Consider the following 18,762-nt stretch of genomic DNA (forward strand, 5'->3'; position numbering starts at 1 on the left):
ATGAAAGGGAGTTTCTTTATAAGTTGAATTCATGGAATTGTACATAATAACTATAGTGGGCTCCAATGGAGGCCATATGACAAAACCCATAATCAAGCGCGTGTATGCTCTTGGTTATGGGTTTATGTTGGTTATTTTTAGATGTTTGACAATGGCTTCTTGCGATAATATACTTAGTACACCTAATTAATTGTGCATCTATTTAATTGTATTGCTATTTAATAGATGTCCTATGATGTTGGATGTCTATGGAATGATAAAGAAAGAAGGAGGGACCCATTATGACTGGTATAGATCCGGTCGCTCAGAAGCTTTTGTACTCCATTATGCAGTTTAATAAAGGCAAATGGAGGCAACATAAACCTCATGGGCGCAATCACAATGAAATTATGGTGCTGGGTTGTTTACTCCACGGGATGCATCCGGGAGAACAATTGAACTGGCAGGACAATCCGCCTGATTTCAATGACACGATCGAATCCAACCATCCCGGGATGAAAGTCTCGGAAATCAGCGCATTGCTACGAGTGAAGTCACCGACCATTACACCTGTTATTCGTGGCCTTGAAGATGAGGGGCTGGTCAAACGGACGATGGACCCGGAGGATCGCCGTGCTGTCCGCATCACGATTACTGAAGCAGGTCGTGGAATTATTCGGGCTGCTCACCAAGAACGCATGGAAATATTCAATAAGTTAGTTGAGCATTTGGGTGAGCAAGACAGTACTCAGCTGGCTGAGTTGTTGACAAAGGTATACACCTTTTTTGATACATTAACTTCCTTGCAAAAGGATGATTCGACAAGAGGAGATGATAAGCCATGATGAAACTGTTTCGCATGCTGAAGCCATACCGAATTCCGATTATTTTTATTCTGGTTTTGGTACTGTTTCAGTCGCTTGCTGAATTGTACTTGCCTACGTTAATGGCAGATATTGTGAATTACGGCATCATTAAAGGGGATATCCCGTATATCTGGCAGATTGGTGGATGGATGTTGGTCATCGCGATTGGCGGAACAGCGTGTTCGGTGATCGCCAGTTACCTCTCATCTCGAACAGCGGGTGGATTTGCCAAACAACTGCGTAGCAGAGTATTCCGCCATGTGGAGAACTTCTCGCTCCAGGAGTTCGATAAGATGGGTACTGCTTCATTGATTACGCGTACGACGAATGACATCACGCAGGTACAGAATGTACTTACAATGATGCTGCGCATGATGATTATGGCTCCGCTCATGTGTATCGGGGGTATCTTCATGGCGGTATCTCAGGACGCCAAATTATCTACGATTTTCCTGGTCGTGCTTCCGGTACTCGGTGGAGCTATTGCGCTGATTGGTGCCAAGGGTTTACCTTTGTTCAAAACCATTCAGAAAAAGCTGGACCGACTCAACCTGGTGCTGCGTGAGCAGTTAACAGGGATTCGGGTTGTTCGTTCCTTTAACCGTGGGGAGCATGAGAAGGTGCGCTTTAACGGGGCCAATACAGAACTGAGAGATTCATCGATCAAAGTTAATGTGCTCATGGCGACCATCATGCCTGTGATGATGCTGGTTATGAACTTTTCGATGATTGCCATCCTTTATTTTGGTGGAATGCGGATCGACACTGGTAATATGAACATCGGTGCATTGATTGCCTTCATCCAATATGCAATGCAGATCATGTTCTCACTTATTATGGTTTCGATGATCTTTGTCATGATTCCAAGAGCTTCAGCATCGGCAGAACGGATCAACGAAGTACTTGATATGCAGCCGGATCTTAGCAATCCCGAGCAGCCTCGTGGTATGAAATCCATGCAGGGTATGATTGAGTTTGAGAATGTAACTTTCCGTTATCCGGGCGCAGAGAATCCAGCTTTGTCCGATATCTCCTTCACTGCTCGCTCAGGTGAGACAACAGCCATCATAGGCGGTACGGGTTCTGGGAAATCGACATTGCTCAGTCTTATTCCACGATTTTATGATGTGACCGAAGGCAGTGTTCGGGTAAATGGTACGGATGTGCGTGAAATTCGGCAGGAAGATCTGCGTGCCAAAATTGGCTTTGTACCACAAAAAGCAGTCCTCTTTACGGGTACGATTACGGAGAATATTCGTCACGGGAAAGATGATGCCACAATGGATGAAGTTGTTCATGCGGCCCGCACGGCTCAGGCGGAGAACTTCATTACCGAGATGAAAGAGGGATATGACAGCCTTATCGCTCAAGGTGGTAACAACGTATCTGGTGGACAAAAGCAACGTCTGTCCATCGCTCGCGCACTTGTTCGCCGTCCGGAAGTTTATATCTTTGATGACAGTTTCTCTGCTCTCGATTTCAAAACGGATGCTAAACTTCGTGCTGCGCTGAAGTCCGAAACGACAGAAGCGGCTGTGCTGATTGTTGCGCAACGCGTAAGTACAGTAATGGATGCCGATCGCATTTTAGTTATGGATGAGGGCCGAATTGTCGGTTCAGGAACACATAAAGAGCTGCTGGAGCACAATGAAGTGTATCGCGAGATTGTATCCTCCCAGCTGACAGAGGAGGAGATCGCATGAGTGAACGTACAGAACGCAAGTCGCCTCGTCCCCATGGTGGGCCGGGTCCAGGTCCCGGAATGGGCATGCGACCTCCCGCTGAGAAAGCAAAAGATTTTAAAGGCACACTGCGTCGCTTGATTCGTTATCTCCAGCCCCATAGTTCTCGTCTGTTAGGTGTGCTGGTTGCAGCCATTTTGAGTACCGTATTCAGCATCATCAGTCCAAAAGTTATGGCCGAAGGAACGGATATTCTCAGTAAAGGCGCCATTGCCATCCTTCAGGGTGTACAGGGAGCCGGGATTGATTTTCCTGCATTGATAAAAGTGTTGTACCTGCTTGGCGGACTCTACCTGTTCAGTGCTGCATTTATGTATGTTCAGCAATACCTGATGGCCGGTGTGGCCCAACGTGTTGTGTATGACATGCGTGAGCAGATCAGTGCGAAGGTTGGACGTCTTCCTTTGAAATATTTTGACTCCCGCACAACTGGGGAGACACTTAGCCGTGCCACGAATGACGTGGACAATATCAGTAATACACTTCAGCAAAGTTTGGCACAGTTCATTACGTCCATCGTCACAATTGTCGGCGTAATTATCATGATGCTGACGATTAGTCCATGGATGACGCTGATCACGATTTTGACGTTGCCACTCAGTGTAGTTGTTGTCATGCTGGTTGCATCTCGTTCGCAAAAACACTTTGCGGGTCAACAGAAATCCCTTGGGGAACTGAATGGTCATGTCGAAGAGATGTACACGGGACACAAGGTCGTCAAAGCATTTGGACGCGAAGAACAATCCGTACAGCAATTTGAGAAGGTCAATGAAGAACTGTATGAATCTGGCTGGAAAGCTCAGTTTATCTCCGGTATTATTATGCCGCTCATGAGTTTTGTGGGTAACTTGGGTTATGTACTGATCTGTGTGGTCGGTGGGATCTTCGTTACACGTGGTTCTATCTCTATTGGGGATATTCTGGCCTTCACACAATATTCCCGTCAATTTACACAACCGATTAATCAGATTGCAAATATCTCGAATATTATTCAATCAACGATTGCTTCGGCAGAACGGGTATTCGAGTTGCTGGATGAAGAGGAAGAAGTTCCGGAGTCCAAACAACCCGTGCAATTACAGCAGCCTAAAGGTGCGGTTGCATTCCAAGGTGTTAACTTTGGATATAAAGAAAATGAACTGCTCATTCATAACATGAATATTGATGTAAAACCGGGACAGACGGTAGCCATTGTTGGACCAACGGGAGCCGGTAAAACCACCCTGATCAACCTGTTAATGCGTTTCTACGAAATTCAGGATGGTCGGATTACGATTGACGGTGCAGACATTAAGGACATGGAGCGTGGTAAGCTGCGCAGTCTGTTCGGCATGGTGCTTCAGGATACCTGGTTGTTCAACGGAACGATTCGGGACAACATCGCCTATGGTCGAGAAGGTTCTACGGAAGACGATGTAATCAAGGCAGCCGTTGCGGCACATGCGGATCACTTTATCCGTACACTGCCTGATGGTTATGATACGGTGCTGAATGAAGAGGCGTCGAACATCTCTCAAGGGCAGAAACAATTGCTGACCATTGCAAGAGCGATTCTGGCGAACCCTGCCATCCTCATTCTGGATGAAGCGACGAGTAGCGTGGATACACGGACCGAAGTATTTATCCAGAAAGCAATGAATGATCTGATGAAAGATCGCACGAGCTTTGTCATTGCACACCGTTTGTCTACCATTCGCGGCGCTGATCTGATCCTGGTTATGGATCATGGTAACGTGATTGAACAGGGTAATCATGATGAATTGATGGCAAGTCAGGGCTTCTACGCCGATCTGTACAATAGTCAGTTTGCGGAGCAACAACCGCAGGCGATCTGATTACACTGTAACTAACTAGAATAGCCGGGAGCACTCTTAGGGGTGCTCCCGGCTATTTGTCGTGTATCCAGAGGAGTCGATTCTCATGTGTTCGTTTGGATACGATGGATCTATAAGATATGAAGGAACGTTGGCATAGTAATTGGGTTGTGGTGCTCGTCAGCCTTTCAGTTGTTTGCGTGAGGTGCAGACAGGATGAGGGTTCATCCTTCGTCCATGCTAACGAATCGTAGACACCTTATATGGAGGATTATCAAGCACTCCCAATTCTAACGAACTTGAGACATGTTATTTCTCTGATAAGCAACACAAAGCGTTAAAATAAACTGCAGAATGCGGAAATAAAGTGTCTATGATTCGTTAGAACGCCGGTATTGTGGAATTGTGCCTATTAGAGTGTGCTGAGTTCGTTAAAATATTCTAATAAACCTTAGTCATAATTGTCTTACATATGCCATGCGTGCAAAAATAAAAACGGGACGAAGCGGTGTAACTACACTGCTTTGTCCCGTTTATTTATATTTTGAATTCATTGTACATCAATCTAGATACAAGCATACGAGCATAAGCTCACCAAGTGGGACATCCAGATTAGTCATGAGATACTTTGTAAGCCTCAGTTTGGGCATAGCATGACCCGCATTTTACTGATCCTTAGAATCGTTAGCAGGTTCATCAGTGTCATTGCTAGAGACCGACCTTACTTCTGCCTTCACGTCGTCGCTGTTAGCTTCCTCCAGCGCAGACGGAGCGGGTTCACCCGGGATTAATTCGCGCTGCTCAATCATGCGTTTCACAACCTCATAACAGTCATCCACATGTTTGTTACCCACATAGCGCATGGCTGTGAAGCTGAGTGCGGCAGCCAATCCCTGTCCTGCAAAGGGGACAAATTTGGCGACGGATTTGGTGGCTACGCGTACGCCGACTCTTTTCAGAACCTGTACCACCAATTCCTTGGTGATCATACGACCAATGACTTTGCTTCCGATGGACATCACGAATCCATAGATCATGGATTTGGTCTCGGGGTCCATGCCGTCCAACTGTTTTTGTGATAATCCGAATTTATTGTTAATGGCAGGCAACAGCTGCATCAGCATCCCCACATCAGCCAGTACGTCTGTACCGGGTAGCGGAACGAGTGTTGTACCGGCAGAAGCGGTAGCTCTTTTGCGAACCATGGTACGGCATTCCTTGCGAACTTGCTCCAATTGTTCCAACGTTGCCGGAATCATAGGGAATCCCTCCATTCGTATATGGTATAGATATAACCGTTTTGACTCAATTTGAATGGGTTCTCACCAGCAAAATTTGCAACCATATGACATTAAGGTGCGGAGAAACCCTTTTTTCCATGCATACATCTGGTTAAAAAAGGAATTGGCTAGTTAGATAAAAGGGTTATCTATTTAAGTTTAACTATACATTTACACGAGAACGTAGAGGACAGAAATAACCTGAAGAAGCGAAGTGTTGGCCTAAAAGCTTTCTGAAAGAAAGCTACATCGGAAGCATACGCTTATCACCAGATTTTCACCTTTGTAAAAGTAAATCAGAAAAATCTGGGGATAACAGCGATCGGAAGGTTATTCTGGCATCGGAGTGGCATGTGTGAATATTCTTAAGTTGAACTTATATAGCTATTACGAATGAATGAGGATTAGGATGCATACCTGATTGGGAAACCTATTTGGAATCATGATGTGTACTTAGCGAAGGGCTTGTTTACGGCTTCAACCTTTGTGGGTAAAGGGTAACAAGCATTGGAATGGAGGAAGAGGGATGGAGTTTAACAAAGCGTTGTTAATTCATCATCATCATTCGGGCAAGGCCAGTCGTGAGAATACAGTGGGCCTTGTGGCTGGTGTGCTGGCTCCCGCTGTCCATGAACTCGTCATTGTGCGTACGGATGAAGCTGGTGAAGGAGAGAAGTTGTGTCGTGAACGCGGGGAGCAATTCAATGTGGTGTTTATCTTGGGTGGGGATGGCACGGTGCATGAATGCGTGAATGGACTGGCCGATCTGCAACATCCTCCGTTGATTGGTATATTGCCTGGAGGCACCTGTAATGACTTTGCGCGTTCACTCGGGATTTCACCGGATGCAGAGATTGCGGCACAAGAAATGCTGGCAGGTCGGGTGGTATCTATTGATGTTGGACGAGCTAATGATCGGGTGTTCACGAACTTTTTTGGCATTGGCTTGATCAGTGATGCATCGCAGAATATTAACGAGAATCTGAAAGGCGCGCTGGGGAAGCTCAGTTATTTTATCAGCACTTTACAGACAATTAGTCATACAGAGCCGTTTCGTTACCAACTGGAGGCGGATGGGAAAGAGATGGAAGGCGAAGCGGTGATGATCTATGCAGCCAATGGCCGTTTTCTGGGAACAAATGCATTGCCCTTTGCACCGGATGCGTTGCAGGATGGCGAACTGGACGTGCTCATTATTCATGAGACAGGCATTCCGCTGCTGCGAGAGATTCTGTCGCACAAGCCAGAGGGAGAATGGCAACCTCAGAGTGAGAGTATTTCATACTTCAAGGCATCTACGTTAAAAGTGAAGACGGATGCGCCGATGTCAGCTGACACGGACGGCGAATTGTATATGAAGACACCCGCCGAGCTGTCGGTGCTGACGGGTCATCTGAAGTTTCTAACCGGGGAGGTTTATTAGATCCCCCGGTTTTTTAGTTTGATTTTAGTTGATCGAAAACTTAAACATTCCCTGGCTGATCTCTCATATCACGTTGCCTGAACTCATCCTCAAGCATGCTCATCTGAATGGCATCATGGTATTGATGATTGTAGAACAAGACATCCCGCTTCACACCCTCGCGCTGGAATCCAAGCTTCTCATACGTGCGAATGGCTCGCTCGTTGAAGGCGTACACCTCAAGCTCGATTCGATGCAGGTTACAGATTCCGAAGCCGTAGTCCAGCATAAGTAGCAACGCCTCGCTACCGTAACCTTTTCCTTGATGTTCCGACTGATCGATGGCAACCCGGATATGTGCACTGCGATTCTTGGCATGCATGTCCATCAGGACGACATCTCCGATGATCTGGTCATTTTCCTGTAAAGCAATAAGTAGCATGAGTCTGGTGTCATCTTGTGCAGCGCTCTCAACATAACGTTCGACCTGAGCGCGTGTGAAACTGTTCTGTGTTCCCGTCAGCCTACGCATCTCGGCGTCAAACAGACCGGGGAAGTATGCATCCACATCTGTAATCTCGAAGGGACGCAGATATATGCGCGACGTTTCTAGCAGACGTGGGATACGTGGGGAAGGTTTTGAATGTGACATTAGTTGTTCCTCCTATAGGTTCAAGGCGGGACTGATCGAGATGGCCCTGCCTCTTAAAGTTGGCGTTACACATTGATGATGACATGAGTATATCCCAATACTGTATACTTCCAAATATACAGTTTTAATTAATTTTGCAGGACAGATGAGGTGCATCATGATGATTACATTACCGAAGCTAGACGAGAACGATAGTGCGCCAATCTATGTACAGCTCTCGGATCATATCAAAAGGGAAATCATTCACGGGGATTGGGCTGAACATAGCCGATTGCCTTCGGTGCGAAAACTTGCCGAGATGCTTGGAATAAGCACTACTCCGGTGGAATGGGCCTATCAGCAATTGATCGCCGAAGGATATATATACAGTCAGCCACGTCGTGGCTATCATGTTCGTGCCATGGTGGACAGCGATCATGCCATGCAGATTGGGCAAACAGATAAACAGACAGCCGGACAAGCTCCCGTGGCCCAAAAGACGTGGTCAGACCATCAGGCAATACGCCCTGCCCGAGCAGTTCAATATGATTTTCATATGTCACGCAATGATTTCAGCCTGTTTCCAATTGCCAAGTGGCACCAATATGTTAATCGAATCTGGCGGGAAGAAGCGAAGGAGTTGTTGTTCTATGGAGACCCTCAGGGAGAATGGGGACTACGATGTGAGATTGCTGTCTATCTTGCGCAGTTCAGGGGAGTCAGCTGTTCTCCAGAGCAGATTGTTGTGGGTGCTGAACAGCATCTGCTAATGTCTCTATTAGCACAGACCCTTCTTCACAAAGGAGAATCAACGCATTCCATCGGTGTAGAGAATCCTGGATACCGACTGTTACCTGGTACATTCCGCAATTATGGTTATCGGGTTGTCCCGATCTCTCTGGGTCCTGATGGCATAAACTTAACGGAGCTGGAACAGGCCGGGGTAAAATTGGCGGGTGTGTCACCCTCTCACCAATTTCCACTAGGTATGACCATGCCGATCACTCGCAGATTGGCGTTGCTCGAATGGGCGGAACGAACAAAGGCATACATTATCGAGGATGATTACGATGGAGAGTTCCGGTATCATGGAAGACCAATCCCATCAATGCAGGGGCTACGCGAGAGAAGTCGCGTAATCTATATGGGTGGTTTCTCGCAGGTGCTCGCACCTGCTCTTTGTATCCATTACATGGTGCTTCCGAGAGAATTAATGGATGATTTTCGCGAAATGTATAAGAATGTTCTATTCGAGCAATCAGCCTCCCGACTCCATCAGCGAACATTGGAGATGTTCATGCGTGAAGGAGAACTGGGCAAGCATATCCGTAAAATGCGTAATGTCTACAAACGAAAGCATGACCTGATCGTTCAGGCCATTCAGATGCATTTTGGAGATCGGGTTGAAATAAGGGGTCAACATTCCGGATTCCATCTGGTATTGCGAATGGTAACCAAACAGTCAGCCACAGAATTGGTAACCGCAGCGATAGAGGCAGGGATACAGATCAGTTCAACGGAATATTTGTGGGCGAACGGGAGCAGACCAGCAGACGGCAAAAGAGAGTTCATTATCGGTTTTGCCGGAATAGAGCTGGAACGCATTGACCCGGGTATTGCCGCATTGGCTAGAATCTGGAGCTAGATTCAGTTCCGTTTAACCGCTCCATCCAGAAACAGCGCCACCAGTTCCTGCGCAAGTTCCTCGATGCTGCCGCCATTCATGTTGCGTACATCTTCGCGGTTCGCGAGCATCAGCAGTGACGTAAATGCATGGGCAAGCAGCATAGGGTTCCCGACCCGCAAATAACCATTGTCCATCTCCTTCTGAAAATGGGTAGCTAGTACTTCGAATATGTGAACCTCTGCTTCCCGAATCTGAGCTAGTTGCTCCGTGTCCAGATGTTTCTCGGCTTCTCGCATCATGGTCTCCGTTTCAATATGGGAATGCTGCATCTTGGCTTCAGCAACCTTAACCAGTCGTTCTTGCAACGTACCAGGTTCATCCAGACGGAGCGAAGTCTGCTGCATGCCCATCGCCATCATGCGGGTAATGGCAACAGTGAACAGATCGGCTTTGCTGGTGAAGTGATAATAGATCGATGCTTTGGTTACATTGCATAAAGAAGCAATCTGCTGGAGAGAGACGGGCTCATACCCGTATTCCATAAACAATCGTGAAGCTGTCATCAATATGTTGGATTGCACAGATGCTTGATCCACAGTTGTTTTGGGTCTACCCGGTGAACGGGGAATGTTTGTTTTTTTGCTCATAAGTACATACCTCTTTACGTATTTAATTGCTTGTTAGAAGTGTTCACAAAATTAGGCATTGCAAAATTAACCTTCCGGTATATATAATTAACTCGATTATACTATGACCCGTGGTTCATTACTACACCATCATATATATTAGGGCTTCATAGAAACAGAATAGGGAGATGAAGAGACAATGCAGGAAGGTTCGGGTTACGGCCGCTGGGTTGCCGGCAAACGAAGTAAATGGATTACGCTGTTGGTATGGATCATTATCGCCGTTGTGCTTGGCATGGTATGGCCTGCTGTAGGTGATCGTGAAACCAATAACGCACAGGATCTGAGTGAATCCAAACCATCGGTTCAGGCAGCTGCACTTGCCGAGAAGGAATTCCCTGGTGGTGAAGGATTGCCCGCGCTGATCGTTTGGCGTCAAGCCGGCGGTCTGACGGATGAGCAGATTGAGAACATTCAGGCATTAACGGAGCGACTGGATCAAGATCCGGTAGAACAACAACAGTCCGTTGTGCCACTCTATCAATTGCCACCACAGGCATTGAAAGGCCAGCTTTCGGAAGACGGAAGTACTTTGGTTATGCCACTTTTCTTCAATGAAGGTGCCGATTCAGAACAATTGAAGGAAGCTATTGAAGCACTTGAGCAAAAAACACAAGACATCTTCGGGGCAAATCCGTTCGATGTAGCCATAGATGATACCAATACTCTGATTGCCCGTGTGACAGGGCCAGTAGGGATATCCATTGATGCGAGCGGGCTATTCTCCTCCGCCGATGTATCCTTGCTGATCGCTACGGTTGTACTGGTATTAGTACTGTTGCTGTTGATCTACCGCTCGCCGGTATTGGCGATTATCCCGATCATTGCCGTTGGATTCGCGTATATGGTGACAAGCCCCATTCTCGGATTCATGGCGGATCAGGGCTGGATTACGGTGGATGCACAGTCCATTTCGATCATGACCGTGTTGTTATTTGGAGCAGGAACGGATTACTGCCTGTTCATGATCTCCAGATACCGCCAGATTCTCTATCATGAGCCGGACAAAAAGAAAGCCATTTTCCAGGCAATTACCGGATCATCTGGCGCCATTGCCATGAGTGGATTCACGGTCGTTGCAGCACTACTGGTACTGTTGCTGGCTGAATACGGTGCATATCATCGCTTTGCCGTACCATTCAGTCTGTCCATCTTTATCATGTTTATTGCAAGTCTGACACTGGTTCCGGCGCTTCTGGCGATCTTCGGTCGGGGTTCATTCTATCCGTTCGTACCACGTACACATGAGATGGAAGTGGATCGTGCGAAGAAAAAAGGCAAACCGGCTCCTGCCCCGCGCAAAGTGAAGGAAAGCTGGATTGGCCGTGTTGTAGTAACAAAGCCATGGACCGTTCTTGCAATTACGTTGGTATTGCTGGGAGGACTGGCGGCATTCTCTACTCAGGTTAAATTCACGTATGATCTGTTGTCTTCCTTCCCGGAGGATGTGCCTTCCCGCGAAGGTTTCACCGTCATCGGTGAACAATTCTCCCAAGGTGAGCTGGCTCCAGTCAAAGTGATCGTTGATGCCGAAGGCAAAGAAACTGATCTGAAGCAGCGGCTCGAATCGCTGGATTACATTAGCAAAGTAGGCGATGCTCAGCAGGGTGCCGAGAATGCCAACATTACCGCCTTTGATGTGGAATTTAATCTGAATCCATATTCCATGGAGGCAATGCAGCATATTCCAGATCTGCGAGCTACTGCGGAACAGGCGCTTCAAGACGCTGGTGTAGCTAATGTGGACAGTCAGGTCTGGATCGATGGTCAGACGGCTGAACAGTATGACATTGAAGTGACCGGAGAACGGGATGCCAAGATCATTATTCCCGTGGTCATCGGCATGATTACTTTGTTATTACTATTATACCTGCGTTCAGTTGTAGCTACAGCGTATCTGATTGCAACGGTTGTTCTGTCGTATTTCTCTGCACTGGGTCTGGGTTGGATCATCATTCACTACGGACTTGGCGCAGATGCCATTCAGGGAGCGATTCCGCTGTATTCCTTCGTATTCCTCGTGGCACTGGGTGAAGACTACAACATCTTCATGATCTCTAGCATCTGGCAGAAACGCAAAACGATGCCACTTCGTCAAGCGATCAGAGAAGGTGTTGGCGAGACAAGCTCTGTTATTACATCTGCAGGTCTAATCTTGGCAGGAACGTTTGCGGTTCTTGCTACATTACCAATTCAGGTGTTGGTGCAGTTTGGTATAATCACAGCCGTTGGTGTGATGTTGGATACCTTCCTGGTTCGTCCGTTCATGGTACCGGCGATCACCGCATTGCTGGGTAAATGGGCCTTCTGGCCAGGAAAGTATGTGCCGATTGCAGAGAAGAATGAAGAGAAACAGAACCAGTCCATGTAATGCATGGAATGGGTGAGATGGACGGCGGGGCTTCAAGCCTGCTGTCCATTTCTTTGTTTTCCGAACGCTGATGACCTATACCAGTTGTCCTCCTGAGATGGAATGGTGGAACTGTAAAATATCCGCAGGATGAGGCGTGATCCTTGTTTTCTTTGCATGGGGAAGGTTTACGTAACCAAGGTTTATGGGACATAATAGAGAGAGCGTCGGCCTTGGGCAGACGGATGATCAACATCAATGGGACAACCAGGGGAAGGATGAAAGCAAGCATGACGAACCAACTTAATGTGTATTTTAACCATGACGGCGGCGTGGATGACCTCGTATCGCTGTTCATGCTTCTGCAAATGGACAATGTACATGTAACCGGCGTATCGGTTATTCCGGCAGACGGATATCTGGAGCCAGCAACAGATGCCAGCCGTAAAATTATCGATCGTTTCGGTACATATTCCGTAGAGGTATCCAAATCCAACTCCAGAGGGAAAAATCCATTTCCTGCGGCGTGGAGACTGCATTCCTTCTATGTAGATGCACTTCCTGTACTGAACGAGTCCGGCAAAATGGAAGCTCCACTCTCTGCTGTTCCGGCACACCAGCATCTGATCGAGAAAGTGCGCAATACCGAAGGCAAAACGTTGCTCCTGTTCACAGGCCCACTGACAGACCTTGCGCGTGCACTGGACGAAGCACCAGACATTGAAGAGAAAATCGACAAGCTGGTATGGATGGGCGGTACATTTGAGCGTGGTAACGTAGAAGAACCTGAGCATGATGGCACAGCAGAGTGGAACGTATTCTGGGACCCGGAAGCCGCTTACCGCGTGTGGCAGAGCGGTATCCAGATCGATCTGGTTGCACTGGAAAGCACGAACAAAGTACCTCTGACTCCAGCCGTTCGTAACCGCTGGGCAGCAGAGCGTCGCTTCGAAGGCGTTGACTTCTTGGGTAACTGTTACGCAGGTTGTCCGCCACTGGTGTACAGTGAGACGAATTCCACATACTATCTGTGGGATGTGCTGACAACGGCTTCCGTTGGACGCGAGGACATCGTGAAGAAAAAAACCGTAAACTGTATTGTCATCCCGGATGGTCCTAGCCAAGGCCGCACGGTGGAGCAAGCAGACGGACGTCCAGTACAACTAGTGTATGATACCGATCCGGAAGCGTTCTTTACGTACATGACGGATTTGGGTAAAAAAGCTGCTCCGCAGCGCTACTAATTCAGGCAACTGTAAGGCTTGCCAACATTAAAGGTACAACAAAAATAAAGCCGCAGGCAGTGGTCTGGATATGGGGTTGAACCCCATGATCCCTTCCCTGCCGTGCGGCTTTTTGTTTTGTGCTGATTTATATAGTAATCTAGCTGCCCGCTATATTTTAAATCGACCAATCAATCCGTTCAGCTCACTGGACAATACCCGCAGCGATTCGGCGGATGCACTCATCTCATCCATGGATTGCAGTTGGCTACCGGTAGCGTGCGATACCTTCTGGATACTTGAAGAGGATTCACGCGAGATATGCTCCATGTCCTCCACGGAAGCGGACACTTCTTCTGCACTGGCAGACAGCTGCTCAGATGCTGCGGATACTTCGTGCAGACGTTCATTCATCGTCTCAATCCCGGTATGAATGGATGTGAATGAACGGCCTGCCTCCTGAACAACAACGAGACCGGATTGGACTGCTGATGTGCTGGCAGACATATGTTCTGACAACAGGGCAGTCTGGCGTGTCATCTCGGCGATCAGTTCGGTTACATGCTGGGACGATTGCTCTGATTCCCCCGCAAGCTTGCGAACCTCTGAGGCAACCACTGCAAACCCGCTGCCATACTCTCCTGCACGAGCGGCTTCAATACTTGCATTAAGTGCGAGCAGATTGGTCTGTGAAGCGATACCTTTCATCAGATGTGCCACCGACTCAATTTTACCTGAGTACTGCTCCAGCTGGGAGGTGGAGGCTACCATCTGCACATTCGCCTGATGAATTTTGTCCATACTGTCCATCGCCGTGTTGATGTTGGCTTGACCTTGCACCGCGTTATTGGTCGTTTCCTGTGATACATCCGCGACTATAGAAGAAGAATTCGCAATGTGCTGCATGCTGCGTGTGATCTCTTCCATGGCTACCGTAACTTCACCCGCACGAGCCACCTGTTCGGCAGCTCCACTGGCCGTATGATTCGTATGCTCGGCAATACGCTGACTAGCTTCGGCAGTTGCCTGTGAATGTTTGGATACACCTTCTGCAGCCTGTAGCAGAGAATCGGAGCTTTGACGGATGCCAGTCATGACATCACGAGTACCTGTAACCAGATGTTTGAACTCGGAAGCGAGTTGTCCTACCTCGTCCTTGCGACTAAGTTCAACGTTGACGGTCAGGTCGCCTTTTCCTACCTGGGTGATTAACTTCTTCAACTTCACCAATGGTCGGGTCAAGTAATGGGCGAATCCATATACCAGCAAGACACTCAACAAAACAATAGCCAAGGCTGTCCAGATCATGGTCATACGGTTGCGGGACATCAGTTCATAGACCGCAGTGGAATCCAGATCCGCACCGACCAATCCTAGTACTTTCCCGTCAGCCCCATGGATCGGCACATATGCTGTAATGGTAGCGCCATATTCATCCTGTGTGAGTTCGCCCCGAATAGGCTCATTCTGTTCAAAAGCTTGCAGCATTCCTTCATAATGGGTCTCTTCTGCGGAACCGTAAGGGGAGAAGTCATCCTCTGCCACATCGGCAGCAGCCCCATCCACAACGTAGAAATATGTATTTGTTCCATTTTCTTCGCGTGTACCAAGGGTGTACAGATACTTGAGTCCATTGGCCTCGCGCAGCTGACTGAGCTGCTCACGCAATATGCCGTAATACGCTGTCTCGTCCTGTCCGGTACTGAGTGGTGCATACAGAGAGGTGTCAATTAATGCAACTGCCCGTTCACCCACAGCCTGTGCCTGCATCCCCATGGATTGTTCGACCAGTTGAGCCGATGAACGGTACATGGTAATGCCAAGAACCGCACCCGCGGCCAGCATCAGACAGGAAAAAAATAAAAAGATCCTCATAAACAAACTGTTCATTGGTAAAAGTGTTCCCCCTTGATCTGTTAAATCAATCGTCTCTTTGTCTCTTTACTTGGTGTTTGTCGTTCTTCTTTGGTTCGTATGTATTGTATATCAAATATACAGTTTTCTACTTGAAATATCGGCATCCGGTCCATAAAGAATTAGCTCCCGAGTCAATTTGATCCGGGAGCTGGTTTTGTTTCAATCCTATATTGACCATGCTCATCATTGGAACACACCTCATTGTCACTACATAGAGGGGCTTCACATGACTGGGTGATTACGTCATTACATCGTTCCGCCGCCCTGGCGAACAGAGGCAGGAATCTTTTCAGGTCCCTGATTAATATATTTAATGATAAAAGTACCTACTTTGGCATCGTCGAATTGGTCGAGCTTCATCGTTTTGGTCCATGCGGTCACCACGACTTCACTGCCTTCGGGAATATCCTTGTTGGGTACAGCCAGAATACCTGCTCCGGCTTCGCGGAATTTGGCTAGGTATTTCAGATGTTCCTTCAAATCCTCGCTGGCGTTCTCACGATAATAGATGATGATGTCCCCGTGCTCCAGATTGTGTACCAGATAATTATAGCCTGGGAAGTCGGTGTAAAATCCAAACTTGATATCATGCGGATTATGCGGTCCCGATGTTGGAATTGTCATCTCATACTGAATGGGGTCCTCCGTATGGTCTGCCCCGTAATATTTATCGTCCGTCACGTCGATTGTCGCGTTGGACTCCAGATCAGCTACATTATATGTTTTACCTGCCCCTTGCATGAAGAACAGGCCAAACGTAATAATCGACACAGCCATCATTACATGTGCAGCCAGCCGAAGGGAGCGACTTTTTTTCTGGATGTCCGCCCGCTCTTTCTTTTTCATGTGGGCCAGGATTTTTCCCTGTGTGCGTGATGCCCAGATATAGGTGGCGATGGAGAACAGCAATACAATTACACCTACGATGAGCCACAGGTAGGAGGTACCTGCCTCGTGCTCCATTTGCATATGATTCATATGAGTCATGTCCATAGAGAGTTCCTCTGCTTTCTTTGTAAAATGAGTGATTAATACACTACACAATGTAGTGTTGGTGGCAGTGGTGAATCCACTCATTACGTAACGGGAGTTGCTAGTTCTGTGTTTGTTACGTAAATAAGAACATACCTGTTGCACTACACATTATAGTGTATGATACATGCTCGGCGCAACGCTGCCATAGAAAACCTAAAAAAGGCCTTCCCGGCATGAGCAAGGAAGGCCTTAATATAAATCCAAAGAGTCAGTAAGATTTATATTTATTGAAATAACCATTTACACGAAACGTAGAGGACAGAAAGAACCTGAAGAAGCGGAAGCGTTCGCCTTTATCTCCAGATTTTCACCTTTGTAAAAGTGAATAAAAAAATCTGGAGATAACAGCGATCGGAAGGTTGTTCTGTCATCGAAGTAACGAGTGTAAACAGCTTTATTCCAACTGATATAGTTTACAGACGTCCAAACGGCGAAAGCATCAAGCGGATCAGCCCAATGATAATCTCACCCAACAATCGATACAGAATAAAGAACACGACCACATTGGCGATCAGCACGCTGTACATGCTATCGATGGCTGCTTGGGTACGATTCAGTGGATATTGGAACAGCACCGAGTTCAGCGCAACAAAGATAATGATATACGAGACAGCAAGCAATGAAATCGCGATGGAATACGAGATGATAATAAACAGATTCGCCAGAACAAGGGATACGACAGCAGGAACAAGCAATGTACCGAACTGGGCAACCAGTGTTTTGGGACGGAAGGTTATTTTTTCAATCTTCAGAATAGCGTACATCAGTGCAATAGAGGCAATCAGGATAATGACGGTGAACAACAGCGGTCTTAAAAATCCACCAATGAACAAGCCGTCCATGCCTATGCGACTAAAGGTAATTAAGAAGTATGTAGAAGATAGAACTGCAATTAGCGCCATCGTTAGCCATCCGTTTAGGGAATGCTGGTCACCAACGGTTTTCATCGTCTGATAAGGACGGGCCAATACACTGAGGAAATAGGATAGATACTGTTTGCTTACTTCTTTGGCTTGCTGAACTTTCTCATTCTGCACAATATTATTCCACTGATTGGAGCTATTGTCTCCTGCAGAAGCATGGTCATTGGTACCTGTTGATTCTCTCGGCTGTTCCTTGTGAATGGAGACGGATGGTGTGTTGGATGGAACGGATGCCTGGGAAGAGGTAGCCTGCGTGCTGGACCAACGGGTATATTCGGGTTCGGAAGCAGCAGATTCCGAGTTCGGTACAGGAGTTGGTGATGAGGTTGTTTGGGTTAGATTAGAGCCGCACCTCTCGCAAAAATGGGCATCTCCATTTTCGTGATTACATACTGGACATTTCATGGTATAAGCCTCCAATTTCTAGAAAATAAAAACATGTCAACATTGTGTCTCATTTTAACGGTTAATGACGAAGTTTGTCTATGTTTCGCAGGAATTAGTACCCATTTAGGAAGAGTTGAAACAAAGGCCTCGAATCCTGTGTATGAAAACGGAGTATAGAAGCAACAATAGTATAGGAATGACATGCAGGCATATTAATGTAAATACACTGTGGTTTAAGACGAATTGTTTTTGGTTGTTAATGTCTCATCGTTCGCTTTTATGTGTTATTCTCATGTTAACTATATCTTTTGGGTTGCCTATGATCGTATATTTATGTATAATCAATCGTGTTAACACGTCGAATGTACGGTAGTAAGAGATGTGGGTGAGTTCATGGAACTACTGGACAGCAATGAGAGCAAGAAGAAGATGTGCCAGTATTATAACGAAATCTCGAAGGAACTGTTCGGATTTGGCACCACTCTCCTGAGAGTGACCATTGACCAGAATATTGTGACCTTCTACGCGAAGCACCGACGTTCACCGCGCTCTGACGCCCTGGAAGGGGAGGCCCCCGGCTTAAAGCTGGAAGTGGACTTCCGCATGTCTGTCTTATATAAGAAGAAATTCCGGGAGAAGCTCGAGCAACACATGGGTTTGCCAATTGAAGCTATATTGCGGGATTATGATGCGTCCACTCAGTGGGCAATCACAAATGTGATTCTGGAACAGGCCTAAGGATGGATCGGCAGGATTAATTCTTGTTGATGTATACAAAGGTTATGGCCCGGATTCATGATCAGGTTCCGTACAATTTCATATGATGGCGTCTGTCTTCGGATTGATTCTGAAGCAGAAACCGATGATGTACCGGCAGCGGGTGTCGCTTTCCTTTGTTTA

14 protein-coding genes are annotated in these 18,762 nt (G+C 47.1%); 8 read left to right on the forward strand and 6 right to left on the reverse strand.

The window, feature by feature from the left end; translation table 11 throughout:
* The first annotated feature begins 281 nt into the window (after positions 1-281).
* The 3 genes from MHI01_RS20730 to MHI01_RS20740 are packed head-to-tail and all read left to right on the forward strand — an operon-like array spanning position 282 to position 4,422.
* The gene (locus MHI01_RS20730; protein ID WP_339298431.1) at positions 282-824 is read left to right on the forward strand and encodes a MarR family winged helix-turn-helix transcriptional regulator; all 543 of its coding nucleotides are present in this window, start codon (positions 282-284) and stop codon (positions 822-824) included.
* The gene (locus tag MHI01_RS20735) at positions 821-2,548 is read left to right on the forward strand and encodes an ABC transporter ATP-binding protein (protein ID WP_340984012.1); all 1,728 of its coding nucleotides are present in this window, start codon (positions 821-823) and stop codon (positions 2,546-2,548) included. The genes MHI01_RS20730 and MHI01_RS20735 overlap by 4 nt, the downstream gene beginning before the upstream one ends.
* Entirely contained in the window at positions 2,545-4,422 is a 1,878-nt protein-coding gene (locus MHI01_RS20740) for an ABC transporter ATP-binding protein (RefSeq protein ID WP_076253716.1), read from the forward strand. The genes MHI01_RS20735 and MHI01_RS20740 overlap by 4 nt, the downstream gene beginning before the upstream one ends.
* 644 nt (positions 4,423-5,066) lie before the next feature.
* Here the strand turns inward: MHI01_RS20740 and MHI01_RS20745 are convergent.
* Positions 5,067-5,660, reverse strand: coding sequence for a hypothetical protein (locus MHI01_RS20745; RefSeq protein ID WP_036612896.1), 594 nt, complete (start codon positions 5,658-5,660; stop codon positions 5,067-5,069).
* Between the two features lie 547 nt (positions 5,661-6,207).
* Between MHI01_RS20745 and MHI01_RS20750 the strand changes: the two genes are divergently transcribed.
* Positions 6,208-7,104, forward strand: coding sequence for a diacylglycerol/lipid kinase family protein (locus MHI01_RS20750; RefSeq protein WP_340984013.1), 897 nt, complete (start codon positions 6,208-6,210; stop codon positions 7,102-7,104).
* Positions 7,105-7,144: 40 nt separating this feature from the next.
* On the opposite strand, the gene MHI01_RS20755 is transcribed toward MHI01_RS20750, so the two are convergent.
* Positions 7,145-7,735, reverse strand: coding sequence for a GNAT family N-acetyltransferase (locus MHI01_RS20755; RefSeq protein ID WP_036612892.1), 591 nt, complete (start codon positions 7,733-7,735; stop codon positions 7,145-7,147).
* A 157-nt stretch (positions 7,736-7,892) separates the two neighbouring features.
* Between MHI01_RS20755 and pdxR the strand changes: the two genes are divergently transcribed.
* Complete coding sequence (gene pdxR, locus MHI01_RS20760; RefSeq protein WP_340984014.1) at positions 7,893-9,359, forward strand: MocR-like pyridoxine biosynthesis transcription factor PdxR; 1,467 nt, start codon at positions 7,893-7,895, stop codon at positions 9,357-9,359.
* A 2-nt stretch (positions 9,360-9,361) separates the two neighbouring features.
* On the opposite strand, the gene MHI01_RS20765 is transcribed toward pdxR, so the two are convergent.
* Positions 9,362-9,988 (reverse strand): TetR/AcrR family transcriptional regulator, encoded by a 627-nt coding sequence (locus MHI01_RS20765; RefSeq protein WP_340984015.1) that lies wholly within the window; start codon positions 9,986-9,988, stop codon positions 9,362-9,364.
* A gap of 178 nt (positions 9,989-10,166) precedes the next feature.
* Here MHI01_RS20765 and MHI01_RS20770 point away from each other — a divergent pair, with 178 nt between their 5' ends.
* Positions 10,167-12,398, forward strand: coding sequence for an MMPL family transporter (locus MHI01_RS20770; RefSeq protein ID WP_340984016.1), 2,232 nt, complete (start codon positions 10,167-10,169; stop codon positions 12,396-12,398).
* Positions 12,399-12,667: 269 nt separating this feature from the next.
* The gene (locus MHI01_RS20775; protein ID WP_017691781.1) at positions 12,668-13,621 is read left to right on the forward strand and encodes a nucleoside hydrolase; all 954 of its coding nucleotides are present in this window, start codon (positions 12,668-12,670) and stop codon (positions 13,619-13,621) included.
* Between the two features lie 150 nt (positions 13,622-13,771).
* Here MHI01_RS20775 and MHI01_RS20780 read toward each other — a convergent pair whose 3' ends face one another.
* From MHI01_RS20780 to MHI01_RS20790, 3 genes are all read right to left on the reverse strand, one after another.
* On the reverse strand, positions 13,772-15,490 hold the full coding sequence (locus MHI01_RS20780; RefSeq protein ID WP_340984017.1) for a methyl-accepting chemotaxis protein: 1,719 nt from the start codon (positions 15,488-15,490) through the stop codon (positions 13,772-13,774).
* Between the two features lie 273 nt (positions 15,491-15,763).
* Positions 15,764-16,495, reverse strand: coding sequence for a DUF3105 domain-containing protein (locus MHI01_RS20785; RefSeq protein ID WP_340984018.1), 732 nt, complete (start codon positions 16,493-16,495; stop codon positions 15,764-15,766).
* Between the two features lie 470 nt (positions 16,496-16,965).
* Entirely contained in the window at positions 16,966-17,880 is a 915-nt protein-coding gene (locus MHI01_RS20790) for a hypothetical protein (RefSeq protein WP_339190853.1), read from the reverse strand.
* Positions 17,881-18,255: 375 nt separating this feature from the next.
* Here MHI01_RS20790 and MHI01_RS20795 point away from each other — a divergent pair, with 375 nt between their 5' ends.
* Positions 18,256-18,600, forward strand: coding sequence for a Na-translocating system protein MpsC family protein (locus MHI01_RS20795; RefSeq protein WP_017691786.1), 345 nt, complete (start codon positions 18,256-18,258; stop codon positions 18,598-18,600).
* Positions 18,601-18,762 lie beyond the last annotated feature (162 nt).

Source organism: Paenibacillus sp. FSL M7-0656 (assembly GCF_038003225.1).
Taxonomy (GTDB): domain Bacteria; phylum Bacillota; class Bacilli; order Paenibacillales; family Paenibacillaceae; genus Paenibacillus; species Paenibacillus amylolyticus.